We start from the raw sequence: 16,867 nt of genomic DNA, 5'->3' as shown, positions 1-16,867 counted from the left end.
CGGCAGTGTCCATCGTTAAAGATAGCCCGCGCGGGCGAAAAACGTCCGCCCCACCCACTCCCTTATGGTGCCTGGGCCGCCACGATGTCGATACCCTCGGCGAAGGAGTGCGGGCGGTAACCCAGTTCCTGCTCGGCTTTGCCAATGACGAAGCCGGTGCGCGGCGGCCGCCGGGCGGGCTGGGTGAAAGTCGAGCCGTCGGCTTCCTCGATGAGCGAGGCCTCGAGGCCGAAGTGGGCGGCTACTTGCCGGGCAATGGCGTAGGGCGTGAGCAGCTCGCGGCCCGAGATGTTGTAGACGCCCCGGGCGCTCTGGCGGGCTATCAGCCAGCAGCCCTGGGCCAGGTCCTCGGCCAGGGTGGGCGTGCGCCACTGGTCGTTGACGACCTTTATCTGCTTGCCGGCGCGCAGCGAGTCGCGCACCCAGAGCACGATGTTGGTGCGCCCGCCCCCGTGGAGCACGCCGTACACCAGCACCGTGCGGGCAATGGCCCAGCGCAGGCCGGCGGTTGCCTGCACGGCCTGCTCGGCGGCCAGCTTGCTGCGGCCGTAGTGGCTGATGGGGTTGGGCGCGGCGTCCTCGGTGAGCGGCCCGTGCGAGCCGTCGAAGATGAAATCGGTGCTCAGGTGGGTCAGGTGCGCGGCATGGGCGGCGCAGGCGTGGGCCAGGTGGGCGGTGGCCGTTACGTTCTGGAGCCAGCAGGCGTCCTGGTTCAGCTCGCACTCGTCCACGTTGGTCATGGCCGCAGTGTGAATGACGTGGCTGGGCCGCACCCGCCCGATGACTTCCTCCACCTGCGCCGCGTCGGTCACGTCGAGGGTTTCGAAGCGCAGCGCGGGGTAGCGGTCGGCCAGGCGGTTGTGGCCGCGCGAGCTGGCTACTAGTTCCACTTCGGGCTGGCGGTGCAGCAACTCCACCAGCTTCTGGCCCAGCAGGCCGTTGGCTCCGGTGATCAGCAGACGCATGAGTTTATCATTAGTTGATAGCTATGATTAATTGCCGTAGGTGTAGCCGTAGAGCTTGGTGATTTTCTTTTTGCTGAGCTTTTCCACCTTCACCGTCATTTTCACGGCCTCGGTGGGGCGGTCCATTTCGTTGCGGGGCGTCTGGGCAATCTTATCGACTACCTCCTGCCCCTGGATGACCTGGCCGAACACGGTGTACTGGCCGTCGAGGTGGGGCGTGCCCTTGGGGTTCTGCACGATGTAGAACTGGCTGCTGCTGCTGGCGCGGGTGGGGTTCACGAAGTCGCCCTGGCGGGCGGCGGCCAGCGCGCCGCGCTTGTGTTTGAGTTCGGGGCGGATTTCGGCCGTAATGGTTGGGTCATTGGGCTGGCCCATGCCGTCGTTGTTGGGGTCCTCGTCCTTGGAGTTGAAGTCGCCGCCCTGCACCATGAAGTCGGGAATAACGCGGTGGAAGGTAGTGCCGGAGTAAAAGCCGCTTTTGGCCTTAGCCAGGAAGTTGGCGCGGTGCAGGGGCGTCTGCTCGTAGGTCAGCAGGCGAATCTCGCCCAGCGCGGTGCCGTTCTGGGTCACAGTCAGCGTCACCAGCTCGTCTTTTTTGCTGGGTTTGGGCGCCTTCACCTTGGTTTTAGTCTTGGTTTCGGTGGCAGCGGCGGGCTGCTGGGCCTGCACGGCCGGGGCGGCGGCCAGCAACAGGGCGGCTATTGTGGCGGTAAGACGCAGGGAAGCAAACATAAGTGGAAGGTCGGGTGGCAGAATAAAAGCCGGCGGAAGCGGCAGATAACGGGGCCGCTTTGCCATTGCGAAGCTACGCGGTTTCGGGAAGGCGGGCCAGCCCCGGTTGTTCCGGTATTCCGTTGCCCGAGCGGCCCCCGCGTAGATGAAACGTTTTTTCACCGGCTCGTCAAAACGTTTCAGACGGAATGAAACGTTTTGGGCCATTGCGCTGAAAACGTTTCAAGCAGCGTGAAACGCTTTAGTCGCCGGGCGGAAAAACGTTTCATCATGCACTGACTGGTAGTCCCCGGCCTTGCCGATTGCCCCCGTGGCCCTACCCGCGGCGGCGCGGGCCGTACACGGCGCAGCTTTACCTTCCGCCATGCCCTCTTCTTCCCCCTCTGCCTGGTTTCCCAAGCTGCTGCTGGCAGCCTACCTCGTGTTGTTTGCGGCCCTGGCCATTACGCCCCACGAGCGCGGCACCTGGGTAGCCGAAAACCTGCCCATCGTGCTCATTGTGGCCGCGCTGGTGCTGCTGTACCGGCGCGGCACGCGCTTTTCCAACCTGGCCTACGCGCTGATGAGCGTGCTGATTTACCTGCACACCATCGGCGGCTACTACACCTTCGAGCGGGTGCCCTTCGACTGGTTCAACCAGCTACTGGGCTTCGAGCGCAACATGTACGATAGGGTAGCGCACGTGAGCGTGGGCTTTTTTGCCTACGCCATTCTGGAGCAGCTCGACCGCACCCGCACGGTGCGGGTGCGCTGGGTGGCCTACCTGCTGGCGCTCTGCGTTATCGGCACAGTGGCCATGAGCTACGAAATCATCGAGTGGCTCTACGCCGCCACGGCCGGCGGCGACGCCGGCGCCGCGTTCCTGGGCAGCCAGGGCGACATCTGGGACGCACAGAAGGACATGCTGGCCGACACCAGCGGGGCCGTGCTGGCCCTGGGGCTGTACGCAGTTACCGGCTCGGCGCCCGCCGAGCCGGAGCCGGCACGGCATTAGTCCCGCTTCCAAAGCGCTAGGTTTACTTTCTGGCTAGCGCATAAATGCGCCGCTCATTCCGTTCCGGCGGCTATCCGTAGCGGCCTTACTTGCTGTGCAGGAACCGCACCACCCGGCCGTCCTTGGCATCGAGCACGATTTCAAGGAACCCTCCAACGTCATAGGGCTCTGGCAAGCGCCCATAAATTACCCAGTACCCGTTTATCAGCTCCACGTGGTAGGGGCGCTGTTCCTTAATTTGCTTTTCGCCGTAAACGCTGAAGGCATAGGCTTCGGCAATTGCCACTGCCATCTTTTCGTTTCGGATGACCGGCCGTACCAGAATCCGCCGCTCCACCGGCTCCTGCAGCATCTCGGCCAGCCACTTTTCCCGCGCCTGCTTGCGGTTTTGATCAGCCGGCTGCTGCCCGAATGCGGAGGCGCTGAGCAGTATCATGCCAAGGGTGCAGATGGGCGAAAACCGGCGCATGAGCTTGTAATTGGTTGGAACGGGCAGCTTAAACGTAGTAGTGCCACGACTTTGAGTCGTGCCACCACCGCGGGCTAAAACGTAGCCGATTCCGAGTCGCGGTGCTGACGGATGTCGGCCAGAATTTGCACGCCGCCGCGGCTGAGCACGGCCTGGGCGGTGGCGTGGCCCAGCTCCTCGGCGGCGGCGGGGTCAGTGGTGCTGCGGATTTCCTCCACGTACTGCTGGCCGTCGAGGCTGATGAGGCCGCCGTGCAGCTGCAGGGTGCCTTCGTCGGTATAGGTGGCCAGGGCAAACGAGGGAATGCTGCAGCCGCCCTCCATGGTGCGCAAGAAGGCGCGCTCGGCCTGCAGGCAGGTATGGGTGTCGGGGTCGTCGAGCAGATTGCGCAGGGCCAGCTTGCGGGGCAGGTCGAGGCTCTTGGCGCACTCGATGGCCACCGAGCCCTGGCCGGCAGCGGGAATAAACTGCGTCTGGGGCAGCACGCTCACGATCAGCTCGTCGTACTCCATGCGGTGCACGCCGGCGTAGGCCAGCACCAGCGCGTCGTACTGGCCTTCTTCGAGCTTGCGCAGGCGCGTTTGCAGGTTGCCGCGGGCCTCGGCCGTAATGGCATGGGGGTAGTGGCGCTTGAGCAGGGCGCGGCGGCGGGTGCTGCTGGTGCCCAGCACGATGTCGGGCCGGTCGAGCGAGAAGCCCGGGTCGAAGCTCACCACCACGTCGTTGACCTGCTCGCGCTTCATGAAAGCCAGCAGCTCCAGGTCGTCGGGCAAATGGCTTTGCACGTCCTTGGCGCTGTGCACGGCAATGTCGATCTGGCCGGTGCGCAGGCTTTCCTCCAACTCCTCGGTAAACACGCCCTTGGCCCCAATCTTATCGAGCGAGCGGTCGAGCACCACGTCGCCCTTGGTGGTAATGATGACGATTTCGGTGCGCAGGCCGGCGGCGTGCAGGGTATCGGCCACGTGATTGGCCTGCCACAAAGCCAGCTTGCTGCCGCGGGTGCCGATGCGAATGGGGAAGTGGGACATAGCGATGAGTGAATGATTGAATGGGTGAATGATTGAATGGGTGAATGAGCGAGGTGGTGACTTAGTGATTGACGTTCGGGAGGCGCGGAGCCGCGCGGCTGGCGCAGTCAGAACGACATTCAATCATTCAGTCATTTCTTCATTCAATCATTCGCTGGGGCGCGCAGGTAGTCGGCTAGCTGCAGGGAAGCGTCCACGAACACCATGCGCGGGTTGGCGTTGCGCTCGATGTGAAAGTGCGCGTCGTTCAGCTCGCGGGTCAGGTCGTCGGCGTTGTGGCGGTGCACAAACTGGCAGAAGCGGCTGATGAAGGTTTGCTCCTGGGCCGGCAGGTGGGGCACCAGCTGCGGGTCGAGGCCGTAGAGCAGCACCTTGCGGGTAAGGCCCAGGGCATACTGCAAAAACTCCTTCTGGTTTTCGCGGCCCATTTTCTGAAAGGCATCGGCCGCGGCCACGATTTTCTCCAGGCTCGGGGCGTAGCAGGCGCGCATCCAGTCGGCGTAGGTGCCGAAGTAGTCGTTGCCGCCGTCGTGGCTGCGGGCCGAGAGGGCCGCGCCCAGGTGGCCTTCGCTGATCTGGGCCAGCTGCCGGGCCTTCACCTCGGGCACCGCGTACTGCCCGGCCAGGTGCTGGGTAATTTCCTCGTCGCGGAACTGGCGCACCGGCACCAGCTGCACCCGGCTCAGGATGGTGGGCAGCAGCTTGTCGGGCTGCTGGCACACCAGCAGAAACACGGTGGCGGGCGGCGGCTCTTCCAGCAGCTTGAGTACGGCGTTGGCCGCGGCCGGGTGCATCAGCTCGGGCAGCCAGATAACTACCAGCTTGAACTGGGCTTCGAAGGCCTTGAGCGACACCAGCCGCAGCAGCTGCACGGCCTCGTCCTTGGAGATGTTGCCCTGCTTGTTTTCGGCCCCAATGTGCTGCATCCAGTCGTTCAGCCCCTGATAGGCGCCGCCCTCGGTCAGCACGAAGCTGCGCCACTCGGCCGCGAACTTGTGGCTGAGCGCGTCCTTGCTGACTTGCTTGGTGGTGGTTACCGGCAGAATGAAGTTCAGGTCGGGGTGCACCAGCCGGTCGATTTTGCGGCAGCTGGGGCAGAGGCCGCAGGAGTCCTGGGGCTGGCGGTCTTCGCAGTTGAGGTAGGCCGCGTAGGCCAAAGCCAGGGCCAGCGCCCCCGAGCCTTCGCGCCCGCGAAACAGCTGGGCGTGGGCCACGTGCTGGCGCTGCACGCTCTGCACCAGCACCTGCTTTACTTCTTCCAGCCCGGGAATATCAGCGAAACGCATAGTAGCCAGTCGGGGAAAGCCGCTTACTGCAAATATTTGCGCAGCAGCGTGAAGGCGCCGATGCGCAAGGCCATGGTGAGCATGGCAATGCCCAGCGCGTACAGGGCTTTTTTGGAAATGGGCAGCGGCCGGCGCAGCACTTTCAGCAGCAGCCAGATGCCCGCCGCCGTAATTACCAGCGACACCAGCCCGATGCGCCACGAGGTGACGAAATCCAGGAAGTTGCCGCCCACCAGCGCGGCGACCAGAAAGGCGGCCATGCCGTAATCGGCCCCGCGCAACGGCTGTTGTTCCTCGGCCATATCAGCTCAGAAAATCAGTTGTTCTACAGTTCAAAGCTTACCTCGCCGCCCGCGGGCGCCGCCGTTCGCTCCCACACGCGGTCTTTCACCGTCAGCTCGTACACCTTGGCCATGATGGCCTGCTCCACCTCGTCGTAGGGCAGGTGGCGGCGGGCCATGACGCGCTCGGCCACCTCGCCGGCCTTGGGCAGGCGGAAGGTTTCGAAGCCCGAAGCCCCGCCCCAGCTGAAGGAAGGAATAAACTGCCTGGGGAAACCCGCCCCGAATACGTTGGCCGCCACGCCCACCACCGTGCCGGTGTTGAACATGGTGTTGATGCCGCACTTGCTGTGGTCGCCCATCATCAGCCCGCAGAACTGCTGGCCGGTGTTCACGAAGCGGCCGGCGGCGTGGCTCCACACCTTCACCGGGGCGTAGTTGTTTTTCAGGTTCGAGGTGTTGGTGTCGGCCCCCAGGTTGCACCACTCGCCGATAACCGAGTTGCCCAGGTAGCCATCGTGGCCCTTGTTGGAGTAACCCAGCAGGATGGAGTTGCCTACCTCACCACCCACCTTGCAGTGCGGTCCTACGGTGTTGTCGCCGCGCATCTTGGCGCCGGGGTTGATGTGGGCGCCCTCGCCCAGGGCCAGCGGCCCGCTGATGATGGCGCCCTCGTGCACCTGCGAGTTGCGGCCCAGGTAAATGGGGCCGTTTTCGGCGTTGAGAATAGCCGCCCGGATCTTCACGCCTTCCTCGATGAAGATGTTTTCGGGAGCGTACACGATGGTGTGCGCATCGCCCACCGGCTGCGACTCGCGGCCTTGGGTGAGCAGGGCAAAGTCGCGGCGGATTTCGGCGCCGTTGCGCAGAAACAGGTGCCAGGGCCGGCTGATGACGGTGACCGGCTCGGCCGTTTCCGTGGTTTTGGCAAAGCCGTCCTGGATCAGCTCGGCAACTTTCGTAGCGTCGGCCAGGTGGGCGGCTACCAGCACCTCGTCGGAATAGAGCGCCTCGCCGGGCTGCAGCCCCTGCACCTGCCGGGTCAGCACGTCGTCGGGGCACACGGCCCCGTTGATAACCAGGGCTGGGCCCTGGGCCGGGGCGGCGGGGAACTTGGCCTGCAGGTAAGGCTCGGTGAGGTAGTGTACCTCGCTGCCGAGGCGGTGCTGCCACTTTTCGGCGATGGTGAGAATGCCGCAGCGCAGTGCCGCCACGGGCCGCGTGAAGGTGAAGGGCAGCAGGTGGGGCCGGATAGCCGGGTCGTCAAAGAGCAGAACGGTCATCAGGGAAGTCAGTTACCGGTAGACGGGGCGCGCCGCTAGCTGGTTGTTGGCCGCGCACCGGGCGCAAAGGTCGCGTTCCGGCGCCAGTTGAAAAACAAAAACTCCCGCCGGCAGGGCCGGCGGGAGTTTTCGGTGCGAGGTTGCCGGCGAAACAAGGCCGCCGCCAACCCGCAACAAGCAGCTTGCTTAAGCTTTTTTGGCGTAGCGGGTGCGGAATTTCTCCACGCGACCAGCGGTGTCGATGAACATGTTCTTGCCCGTGTAGAACGGGTGCGACTGGCTGCTAACTTCCACCTTGATGACGGGGTAGGTTTTGCCGTCTTCCATCGTGATGGTCTCATTCGAGGTCATCGTCGAACGGGTGATGAATTTAAAGTCGCTCGAGGTGTCCTGGAACACTACCTCGCGGTACTCGGGGTGGATGTCTTTTTTCATGACGCGAAAAGCGGTTAATGCCTTGGGGCCCTGCCGATTTTGCGGAAGGGAGGGCAAAGGTACATGCTTGGCGCTGAAATCAAAAGCGTTGAGGCTTTTTTCCGCCCTCCCCTCTTTGTGTGGTGCTGGTAATTCCCGGAATTGGTTATTTTTGGTCCGCTTCGGCCCGTTGTCCCCGCCCTTCCCCACCCTCTCCGCCGCGCGCCGCATGATCCGCAAACCGCTACTCCTGCTCTTTCTGGCCCTGCTGGTGGCCGTGCCGGCGGCCTGGGCCGTCACCGTCACGCTGTTTCAAGCCACGCCCGACGGTACCTCCGTGCGCATCGAGTGGGAGGTGGTCAGCGAAAGCGGCGTCAACTCCTTCGACCTGCACCGGCGCAGCGGCAACGAGCCCTTCGAGCGCGTTATCAACGTGACGCCCACCGGGCAGCGCCGCTACCAGTACACCGACGCCAACCTGTACCGCGGCGGCACGGCCACTACCACCAGCGGGGGGCCCTATACCTACCGCCTCACCGTGCACGCCAGCACCGGCGACCAAACCTACACCACCAACCTTACCCAGACGCCCAGCGCCGTGCAGCGCTCCTGGGGCAGCATCAAGTCGATGTTCCGGTAAGCCAGGTGACAGGTGACAGGTGACAGGTGACAGGTGACAGGGTGGTACTCCTGGGGAGTTAGATCAGATAACCGGCACGGCCGGTTTTTTTGTGCGCGGTCGGCAACGGTACTTTTGCCCCACGGCCGTTGCGCTTCCCTGGTCCCCGCAACCTGTCACGTGTCACCTGTCACCTGTCACCTCATTACCCCACCCCATGCGCCTCTGCTTTGCTTCCAACAATGCCCACAAGCTGGAGGAAATCCGGCCCCTGCTGCCGGCCGGCACCGAGCTGCTGAGCCTGGCCGACATTGGCTGCCAGGAGGAGCTGCCCGAAACCCAGGATACCCTGGAGGGTAACGCCCGCCAGAAGGCCCGCTACGTGTGGGAGCATTACGGCGTACCCTGCTTTGCCGACGACACCGGCCTGGAAGTAACCGCCCTGCACGGCGCCCCCGGGGTGTACTCGGCCCGCTACGCCGGCCCGCAGCGCTCGGCCGCCGACAACGTGCAGAAGCTGCTCCACGAGCTGCGGCCCCACGCCGACCGATCGGCCCGCTTCCGCACGGTGGTGGCCCTGGTGCTCAGTGAAACCGACGAGCACCTGTTTGCGGGCGAGGTGCTGGGCCAGATTTCCCCGGAGCAGCGCGGCAGCGGCGGCTTTGGCTACGACCCGGTATTCGTGCCCGCCGAGGGCGACGGGCGCAGCTTCGCCGAAATGGCGCTGAACGAGAAAAACCAGCTCAGTCACCGCGCCCGCGCCGTCGGCCAGCTGGTGGCGTTCCTCAACCGGCTGCCGCGCCTGGCCTAGGCCGCCCGTAAGCGCGTGCCCGCCGCCAGGGCGGCTTTCTGGGAGCGGCCGACACACATTTTCCCGGTTCTTCGGGGGCGGCTCCGTACTTTTGCAAGGTTGAACCAGCCACAGGTCCGGTATTTCCCCCATGCAAAAACCTTTCATCGTCGGCATTACCGGGGGCAGCGCCTCGGGCAAGACCACCTTCCTGCGCCGCCTGCTTTCCTCGTTTTCCGAAGACGAAATCTGCCTGATTTCCCAGGACAACTACTACCACCCGCGGGAAAGCCAGCAGGTAGATGACCAGGGCGTCACCAACTTCGATTTGCCCGGTTCCATCGACTCGGCCGCCTACGCCGCCGACGTGCTGCGCATCAGCCAGGGCCTGGAGGTGCGCCGCCCCGAGTACACTTTCAACAACCCCGGCGCCACGCCCAAGGAGCTGGTGTTCAATCCGGCCCCCATCGTGGTGGTGGAGGGCATCTTCGTGTTCTATTTCGAGGAAGTGGCCAAGCTGCTCGACCTGAAGGTATACATCGACGCCCGGGAGCACGTGAAAGTGCTGCGCCGCATCGTGCGCGACCGGGACGAGCGCGGCTACGACCTGGAGGACGTGCTCTACCGCTACACCCACCACGTGGCCCCCACCTACGAGAAGTACATCAAGCCCTTCAAGCACGACGCCGACCTGATCATTCCCAACAACCGCCACTTCGACCGCGGCCTCGACGTGCTCGTGTCGTTCCTGAAAACCAAGGTGCATCAGCAGCCGGCTTAGCAGCAAGCCGCCGCTAGGGCAAAAACCGTGTTAAACGGCCCGCTTCTTTTCCGAAGCGGGCCGTTTGGCTATATTTGCAACCCTACTGCCCCAACGTGTTGTTGTTCACCGCCATATTGCCCCGTCTGCGCTTCAGCCTGCTGGCTGTCACGCTGCTGTTGGTAGTGGGGCTGAACAACCAGGCCGTAGCCACCTTCCGTGCGGCCCCCGCCAAGGCCAACGTGCCCCAGCTGCAGGGCGCCCCCAAGGGCACGGTGGTCAAGCAGAAAGTAACCCTCGAAGCCACGGCCTCGCTGGCTCCCTGGCTGCTGCCCGCCGTCGATGGCTGGCTGCCGCCCGCGCCCGAGGCCCGGCTGTTTGCTACCTACCGCCCCCAGCCCGCAGCCCCGCGCCCCCGGCCCGAGGCCCGGCCCAACTGGTTTGGCGCCCGCCTGCTGGGCTCGGCGCTGTCGCCGCACGCGCCCTAAACAGGCAGCCGCCTTTAACAATCGACTACGGGCAATTGGCCAGGTGCGTCCACGCACTGCGCCGCTCCCCGGCCCCAGCCGGGCCCGGAGCCTCTGACCGTCGATTGGGGCTGGCACCGGCCAATTGCTCCCGTTCATTGCTCATTACTTAGTACCCCTTACATGCGTAACAAAGGTTTGGTCATTGCGCTGACGCTTATCGTGTCGGCGTTGTGCTTCTACTTCCTCTACTTCACCTTCATTTCGCGGCGCGTGCAGAACGACGCCGTGCAGTACGCCACTCAGAACGGCAAGGTCGACCAGCAGCAGCGCCAGCACTACCTCGACTCGGTGTGGCGCGCCCCAGTCACCAACATTCTCGGCGTCGACTACACCTACCGCGACGTGCGCGCCTCGGAGCTGGGCCTCGGCCTCGACCTGAAAGGCGGCATGCACGTGACGCTGGAAGTGTCGCCGGTGGAGATTGTGCGGGCCATGGCCGGCAACTCCAAGGACCCCAAGTTCAACCAGGCCCTCACCCGCGCCCAGCAGCTGCAGAAGCAGAACCCCTCCACCTCGTTCACCGCCCTGTTTGCCCAGGCCTTCCGCGAGGTAGCGCCCGGCGACAAGCTGGCCCGCATCTTCGCCAACACCACCAACAAGAGCCGCGGCATTGACTACAACTCGACCGACCAGAAAGTGCTGGCCGAAGTCGACAAGGAAGTGGAGGAAGCCATTGAGCGCGCCTTCCGCATCCTGCGCACCCGCGTCGATAAGTTCGGTGTGAACCAGCCCAACATCCAGCGCGTGAAAGGCACCGGCCGCATCCAGATTGAGCTGCCGGGCGTCGACAACCCCGACCGCGTGCGCAAGCTGCTCCAGGGCCAGGCCAAGCTGGAGTTCTGGGAAGTGTGGCCCCAGCAGGACTTCTTCCCCTACCTGCAGCAGCTCGACGAAATCATCAAGGCCCGCGACGCCGCCGGCAGCGCCGGCGCTACCGCCGCCGCTGCTCCGCCCGCCGCTGCCGTCGACACCGCCGCAACTGCCGCCGACTCGACCTCGCTGGCCAGCCAGCTGGCCAAGAAAAACGCTAAAACCGACACGGCCGCCACGGCCCAGCAGGCCGGCACCGGCTTGGCCAAGTACTTCACTATGCCCGGCACGCTGGGCGCCAACATCCGCGACACCGCCCGCGTGAACGACCTGCTCCGCTCGCCCGAAGTACGCGCCGTGCTGCCCGCCAACCTCACGTTCCTCTGGGACGTGAAGCCCACCACCATCGACAAGCAGGAATACCTGCAGCTGAACGCCATCCGCAAGCAGGCCGGCGGCAACGCCCCCATGGGCGGCGACGTGGTATCGGACGCCCGCCAGGACTACGACCAGGGTGGCCGCCCCGAAGTGAGCATGCAGATGAACCCCTCGGGCGCCAAGAAGTGGCAGAAGCTCACCGCCGCCAGCATCGGCAAGCAGGTGGCCATCGTGCTCGACGACTACGTGTACTCGGCCCCGGTGGTGCAGTCGGAAATTGCCGGCGGCAACTCCAGCATCTCGGGCAACTTCACCATCGAGGAAGCCCAGGATTTGGCCAACGTGCTCAAGGCCGGTAAGCTACCCGCCCCCACGCGCATCGTGGAAGAAGCCGTAGTGGGTCCCTCGCTCGGCCAGGAAGCCATCAACCAGGGCCTCTACTCCTCGCTGGCCGGCCTGGCCGTCATCATGATCTTCATGGCCTTCTACTACGGCCGTGCCGGTCTGGTAGCCGATGCCGCCCTGCTGTTCAACATGTTCCTGATTCTGGGCGTACTGGCCCAGTTCAGCACCGCCCTCACCCTGCCTGGCATTGCCGGTATGGTACTCGTTATCGGCACCTCGGTCGATGCCAACGTACTGATCTTCGAGCGCATCCGCGAAGAGCTCAGCCACGGCCTGCTCGTTAAGGACGCCATCAACAAGGGCTACTCGCGCGCCTTCTCGGCCATCTTCGACTCCAACGTCACCACCCTCATCGTAGCCATCATTCTGGGCTTCTTCGGTACGGGCCCGGTGCAGAACTTCGCCATTACCCTGGGCATCGGCGTGTTCACCTCGTTCCTGTCGGCCGTATTCGTGTCGCGCCTCATCATCGAGTGGCTCACCAAGGGCAAGGAAAGCTCGGCCATCACCTTCTCCACCTTCCTTTCGCGCAAGCTGTTCCAGGGCGTCAACTTCGACATCGTGGGCAAGCGCAAGCTGGCCTACATTGGTTCGGCCGTGTACATCACCATCGGCTTCGTGCTGATGGCCATTCAGGGCGGCCCCAACCTGGGCGTAGACTTCCGCGGCGGCCGCGCCTACGTGGTCGACTTCAACAAGGCCGAAGTATCGTCGGACGTGCGCGAAGCTTTGCTCGACGACTTCCAGAACGCCGGCACCGAAGTGAAAACCTACGGCTCGAACAGCCGCCTGCGCATCACCACCGGCTACCTGGCCGACGACGAGAGCGTGGAAGCCGACAAGAAAGTCGAATCGGCCCTGCTCAAAGGCCTGGCCGAGTTCGGCGCCGACGACCCGCAGATCCGCAGCTCCTCGAAAGTGGGCGCCACCATTGCCGACGACATTAAGCGCACCTCCATCCTGAGCCTGGGCCTGACGCTGGTCGCCATCTTCGTGTACGTGCTGTTCCGCTTCGAAAAGTGGCAGTACTCCATGGCCGCCGTAGTGGCCCTGTTCCACGATGCTCTGTTCATCATTGCCACCTACCCCATTGCCCGCGCCCTGGGCCTGAACCTGGAAATGGATCAGGTGTTCGTGGCCGCCGTGCTCTCGGTGCTGGGCTACTCCATGAACGACACCGTGGTTATCTACGACCGCATCCGCGAGTACCTGCACGAGAACCCCAAACTCACCTTCGCCCAGGTAGTCAACCCCGCCCTGGTGAGCACCTTCTCGCGCACCATGATTACGGCCACCACCGTGCTGATGGTAGTAGTAGTGCTGTTCATCTTCGGCGGTGAAACGCTGCGCTCGTTCTCCTTCGCCATGATTATCGGCATGCTGGCGGGTACCTACTCCTCGCTGTTCATCGCCGCCCCGCTGATTCTGGACACCTACGGCGACAAGGAAAAGCAGCACCTCGGCAACACCCCCGCCGACGCGCCCAAGCTTTCCACCGCCGTGCAGTAAAAACCACGGATTCGACGGGTCCCCAGGATTTCGGGGACGATTTGGCAAACCGCCCGGCCCCAGTGGCCGGGCGGTTTTGTTTTGTCCCGCCACGGCATTTGTTGCCGCGCCGCCCGTTTGAGCCGCCGCTCCCTGGGGTTGAAACGGGCCGTTGCCGCGCGGCAAGCTTGATTTTGCATTGTCGCACCCGGGGCTTTCGCCATCGGTAGTGGGCATTGCGCCCAAATGCGTAACTTTTTACAGATCCGGGCAACCTTTTTACCTGCCGCCGCCGAGTAGGCAGTAACTCTCCCCCGTAGCCGTGTCCCCCCAGCCCGACCACGTCGCCGCCGAAGCCTTACTGGCCATCCTGGCCGGCTGCCGCCGTGCCGATCGGGTATGCCAGCGGCAGCTGTATCTGCGCTACTACAGCTACGCCATGAGCGTGTGCCTGCGCTACACCCGCACCCGCGACGAGGCCATGGAAGCCGTAAACGACGGCTTTATGAAAATCTACCGCGACATCATCCGCTTCGACGTTACCAAGCACGAGCTCAACGGCTCGTTCCGCGGCTGGCTCAAGCGCATCATGATTCACACCGCCATCGACCACTACCGCGCCACCGAAAAGCACCAGCACCAGCAGGACCTCGACGAGGTCAGCAACTACCACCCCGACACCGGCGCCAGCGCCCTCGATTCCCTGGCCTACGACGAGCTGCTGCAGCTTATCCAGCGCCTCACCCCCGGCTACCGCACCGTGTTCAACCTCTACGTCATCGACGGCTTCACCCACGAGGAAATTGCCCAGCAGCTGGGCATTTCCGTCGGAGCCTCCAAATCCAATCTGTCCAAAGCCCGGGCCCACCTCAAGGCCATGCTGCTTAAAACCGCCCACCATGCCTACGCCTGACTTGTCGGATGAAGAACTGGACGCACTGTTCCGGCGGGGGGCCCACGACTACCCGGACGACGAAGTGCCCCTGGGCGCGTGGCTGCGCATGGAGCAGCAGCTCGAAGCCGCCGACGCCCAGCGCCTGGCCCGCCGCCGGGTAGCGCGCCTGTTCGCCGCCGAAATAGCGGCCGTGGGCTTGCTGCTGCTGCTGTGGCTGGGCTTCCGCGAACTGGCCCCTTCCCAGCCGCTGGCCGCGACGTCTTCGGCCGCTACCCCATCCGCCGCCGCTACCCGCCTCGATTCGCCCAACCAGTCGGCTGCGCCCGCCCTGGCCCAGGTTCAGCCCGCCCCGGCGGCGTCTACTGCCGCAGCCTCTGCTGCTGCCGCTGCTTCGCGGGCAACCCAGCCGCCGTCCGTAATGGCTCCGGCCGCTGCCTCTCCGGCCACTATTGCTTCGCCCCGGCAACCCACCGCTACCCACGCACTGCTGGCCGCCCGCAGCCGTCCGCCCGCAGTTGTCCGCCTGGCCCCAGCTACGCCGCCGGCCAAGCCAGCTTTGGTAGCTACCAAGCCGGCACAACCTGAATTGGCAGCGTTGGCGAGCAGGGCTGCCGCTGGTGAGTCCGCGGCCGGCACGGCACCGGCCGCGGCGGGGCTGACGTCCCCTGAGTCGGCGGCCCTTTCCGGGCCCCCCGGTAGTGCCGATACCAACACCCTGGCTCAACAGGCTTCCAGTAGCGCAGCCCGGCAAGGTGAGGCGCCCCCGGTAGCCGCCCGCGAATCCGCCGCCCACCGCCCCGCCGCCCCTGCAACGGATCAGTCCGGCGCCGCTGATCAGAATGCAAGCAGTACTTCAGCCACGGCCAGAAGCGGCATGCCCGCCGCTGCCGCCCCGGCTGCTTCTTCTCCGGAAAACCCAACGGCACCCGCCGAAATAGCGGCCGATCCGGCCGCGGCCAGCTCGTACCCGTTGCTGGCGTTTCGCATTAGCCAGCCGGAGCTACCTGCCGGAACCGGGCTGCCGGTCCTGACCGCTCATCCGTTGCCCGCGGTCGATTCGCTTGTGGTTGAGCCGGCACCGCGGCGCCCACTGGGCCACCGCCTCGTGCTGGGCCTGCTGTACTCGCCCGACTTCAGTACCGTCAAGTTTGCCGACGTGAAGTCACCAGGCACCAACTTCGGCGCCCTGCTGGAGTATCGCTTCAACTCCCGCCTGCGCCTGAGCACCGGGCTGATTCGCTCCGACAAGGACTACCGCGCCCGCCGCGAAGATTACCGGCTACCCTACTCGCCCCCCAGCCCCTACCCGGTCAACTACGACTGGGTGCAGGGCACCTGCACCATCCTCGACGTGCCGCTGAACCTGCGCTACGACTGGCTCAGCGACCAGCGCCAGCAGGCCTTCGTCAGCCTGGGCCTGTCGTCGTTTTTCATGCGGCGCGAGCATTACTACTACCACTACGTGGTGCGCGGCCGCTACAACGAGCCCGTGACCTACACCTGGGACAAGCGCCTGAGCAACGGCGGCCGCCACCTGCTGAGCGTGCTCAACCTCTCGGCGGGCTACGAGCGGCAGCTCGGCGGGCGCTGGAGCCTGCAGGCCGAGCCCTTCGTCAAAGTTCCCCTCGGTGGGGTGGGCTACGGCCAGATCCGCCTGCTGAGCGGCGGCCTGTTCCTCGGCGTGAAATACGGCCTGTAAACGGCCCCGCCTTACTTCCTGCTTTGCGTCATCCGGTCTGCTGGCCCGGCCGCTGCCTTATTGTCCATCCGTTTCCGCCCCACTGCCATGTCCCGAGCGCTCCTCTTGCTGCTGTTACTGACTGCTGCCGGGCTGGGCAGCTGCACCTACCAAACCGAGGAAGAGCTGTTTGCGCCGGCCTGCGAGCCGGCAATGGTTACCTACGCGGGCCACGTGCAGCCCCTGCTCCAACAGCACTGCTACAACCAGAACGGGGTTTCCTGCCACAGCGGCCCCGCCCCCGAAGCCGGCATCGACCTGAGCGACTACGCTACCGTGAAAGTGTATGCCGGCCTGCCCAGCCTGCTGGGCGTAGTGAGCCACGCGCCCGGCTACCCCGCCATGCCCAAAAACGCCCCCAAGCTGGCCGACTGCGACGTGGCCCGCCTGCGCGCCTGGGTACAGGCCGGGGCCCCCAATAACTAATCCGGCTGCCGTATGAAACCGCTGCTGATTGCCCTGGCCGCCGGCCTGCTGCTCGTTTTGCCGGCGGTGGCCCAGAAATACGCCGCCCGGGCGGGCACCGTCACGTTCTTTTCGTCGGCCCCGCTCGAGGACATTTCGGCCCGCAACACCCAGGTCGCGGCGTCCATCGACCTGGGCACGCAGCAGCTCGCTTTCGTGGTGCCCATGAAGGAGTTCGTGTTTGCCAACGGGCTGATGCAGCAGCACTTCAACGAGAACTATGTGGAGTCGGACAAGTACCCGCGGGCCACGTTCAGCGGACGTCTGCTCGACTGGCCCGCCGCCGGGCTGCCGGCCAGCGGCGCGGTGCCCGTGCAGGTGGAGGGCGAGCTAACCATTCGCGGCGTGAAGCGCCGCATTCGGGTGCCCGGTACCCTGGAGCGGCAAGGCGCCCAACTGGTGGCCACCACCCGCTTCGACGTAGCCCCGGCCGATTACCACATCGAGATTCCGGCCCTGGTGCGGGAACACATTGCCAAGTCGGTAACCGTGCGCGTGCAGGCGGTGTGCGCGCCCCAACCCTGATTCCGTTAC

General features: G+C 64.8%; 18 protein-coding genes. 10 read left to right on the top strand and 8 right to left on the bottom strand.

Going from position 1 to position 16,867, the window contains the following annotated elements:
• Window positions 1-62 precede the first annotated feature (62 nt).
• Together ACE191_RS17985 and ACE191_RS17980 are read right to left on the bottom strand one after the other, a co-directional pair.
• Window positions 63-965: an SDR family oxidoreductase gene (locus ACE191_RS17985; protein ID WP_400193624.1), complete on the bottom strand. Its 903-nt coding sequence runs from the start codon at window positions 963-965 to the stop codon at window positions 63-65.
• A 27-nt stretch (window positions 966-992) separates the two neighbouring features.
• Window positions 993-1,697, bottom strand: a complete 705-nt coding sequence (locus ACE191_RS17980; RefSeq protein WP_400193623.1) for a peptidylprolyl isomerase — start codon at window positions 1,695-1,697, stop codon at window positions 993-995.
• A 364-nt stretch (window positions 1,698-2,061) separates the two neighbouring features.
• Here ACE191_RS17980 and ACE191_RS17975 point away from each other — a divergent pair, with 364 nt between their 5' ends.
• Entirely contained in the window at window positions 2,062-2,691 is a 630-nt protein-coding gene (locus ACE191_RS17975) for a DUF2238 domain-containing protein (protein ID WP_400193622.1), read from the top strand.
• A gap of 85 nt (window positions 2,692-2,776) precedes the next feature.
• On the opposite strand, the gene ACE191_RS17970 is transcribed toward ACE191_RS17975, so the two are convergent.
• From ACE191_RS17970 to ACE191_RS17945, 6 genes are all read right to left on the bottom strand, one after another.
• Entirely contained in the window at window positions 2,777-3,160 is a 384-nt protein-coding gene (locus tag ACE191_RS17970; RefSeq protein WP_400193621.1) for an NTF2 fold immunity protein, read from the bottom strand.
• Between the two features lie 74 nt (window positions 3,161-3,234).
• Complete coding sequence (hemC, locus tag ACE191_RS17965) at window positions 3,235-4,191, bottom strand: hydroxymethylbilane synthase (RefSeq protein WP_400193620.1); 957 nt, start codon at window positions 4,189-4,191, stop codon at window positions 3,235-3,237.
• Window positions 4,192-4,334: 143 nt separating this feature from the next.
• Window positions 4,335-5,477 (bottom strand): ATP-binding protein, encoded by a 1,143-nt coding sequence (locus ACE191_RS17960; protein WP_400193619.1) that lies wholly within the window; start codon window positions 5,475-5,477, stop codon window positions 4,335-4,337.
• 23 nt (window positions 5,478-5,500) lie between these two features.
• A complete protein-coding gene (locus tag ACE191_RS17955) occupies window positions 5,501-5,779 on the bottom strand; it encodes a hypothetical protein (RefSeq protein WP_400193618.1) in 279 nt (92 codons plus the stop codon).
• Window positions 5,780-5,802: 23 nt separating this feature from the next.
• Window positions 5,803-7,041, bottom strand: coding sequence for a GlmU family protein (locus tag ACE191_RS17950; protein ID WP_400193617.1), 1,239 nt, complete (start codon window positions 7,039-7,041; stop codon window positions 5,803-5,805).
• Between the two features lie 186 nt (window positions 7,042-7,227).
• Window positions 7,228-7,476, bottom strand: coding sequence for a type B 50S ribosomal protein L31 (locus tag ACE191_RS17945; protein WP_400193616.1), 249 nt, complete (start codon window positions 7,474-7,476; stop codon window positions 7,228-7,230).
• A 208-nt stretch (window positions 7,477-7,684) separates the two neighbouring features.
• On the opposite strand from ACE191_RS17945, the gene ACE191_RS17940 reads away from it, so the two are divergent.
• From ACE191_RS17940 to ACE191_RS17900, 9 genes are all read left to right on the top strand, one after another.
• The gene (locus tag ACE191_RS17940) at window positions 7,685-8,095 is read left to right on the top strand and encodes a hypothetical protein (RefSeq protein ID WP_400193615.1); all 411 of its coding nucleotides are present in this window, start codon (window positions 7,685-7,687) and stop codon (window positions 8,093-8,095) included.
• A gap of 196 nt (window positions 8,096-8,291) precedes the next feature.
• The gene (gene rdgB / locus ACE191_RS17935) at window positions 8,292-8,885 is read left to right on the top strand and encodes an RdgB/HAM1 family non-canonical purine NTP pyrophosphatase (protein WP_400193614.1); all 594 of its coding nucleotides are present in this window, start codon (window positions 8,292-8,294) and stop codon (window positions 8,883-8,885) included.
• Between the two features lie 130 nt (window positions 8,886-9,015).
• Entirely contained in the window at window positions 9,016-9,645 is a 630-nt protein-coding gene (locus tag ACE191_RS17930; RefSeq protein ID WP_400193613.1) for a uridine kinase, read from the top strand.
• Window positions 9,646-9,743: 98 nt separating this feature from the next.
• On the top strand, window positions 9,744-10,112 hold the full coding sequence (locus tag ACE191_RS17925) for a hypothetical protein (protein WP_400193612.1): 369 nt from the start codon (window positions 9,744-9,746) through the stop codon (window positions 10,110-10,112).
• A gap of 162 nt (window positions 10,113-10,274) precedes the next feature.
• The gene (gene secDF, locus ACE191_RS17920; RefSeq protein WP_400193611.1) at window positions 10,275-13,256 is read left to right on the top strand and encodes a protein translocase subunit SecDF; all 2,982 of its coding nucleotides are present in this window, start codon (window positions 10,275-10,277) and stop codon (window positions 13,254-13,256) included.
• A 301-nt stretch (window positions 13,257-13,557) separates the two neighbouring features.
• Window positions 13,558-14,148, top strand: a complete 591-nt coding sequence (locus tag ACE191_RS17915) for an RNA polymerase sigma factor (RefSeq protein WP_400193610.1) — start codon at window positions 13,558-13,560, stop codon at window positions 14,146-14,148.
• Entirely contained in the window at window positions 14,135-15,829 is a 1,695-nt protein-coding gene (locus ACE191_RS17910; RefSeq protein WP_400193609.1) for a hypothetical protein, read from the top strand. The genes ACE191_RS17915 and ACE191_RS17910 overlap by 14 nt, the downstream gene beginning before the upstream one ends.
• An 87-nt stretch (window positions 15,830-15,916) precedes the next feature.
• On the top strand, window positions 15,917-16,294 hold the full coding sequence (locus tag ACE191_RS17905) for a hypothetical protein (protein WP_400193608.1): 378 nt from the start codon (window positions 15,917-15,919) through the stop codon (window positions 16,292-16,294).
• Between the two features lie 12 nt (window positions 16,295-16,306).
• A complete protein-coding gene (locus ACE191_RS17900) occupies window positions 16,307-16,858 on the top strand; it encodes a YceI family protein (protein ID WP_400193607.1) in 552 nt (183 codons plus the stop codon).
• Window positions 16,859-16,867 lie beyond the last annotated feature (9 nt).

The sequence above is a fragment of the Hymenobacter sp. B81 genome, assembly GCF_044628455.1.
Lineage (GTDB): Bacteria > Bacteroidota > Bacteroidia > Cytophagales > Hymenobacteraceae > Solirubrum.
The sequence above is the reverse complement of the archived record's forward strand: the minus strand, read 5'-3'. Positions and strand labels throughout refer to the sequence as shown.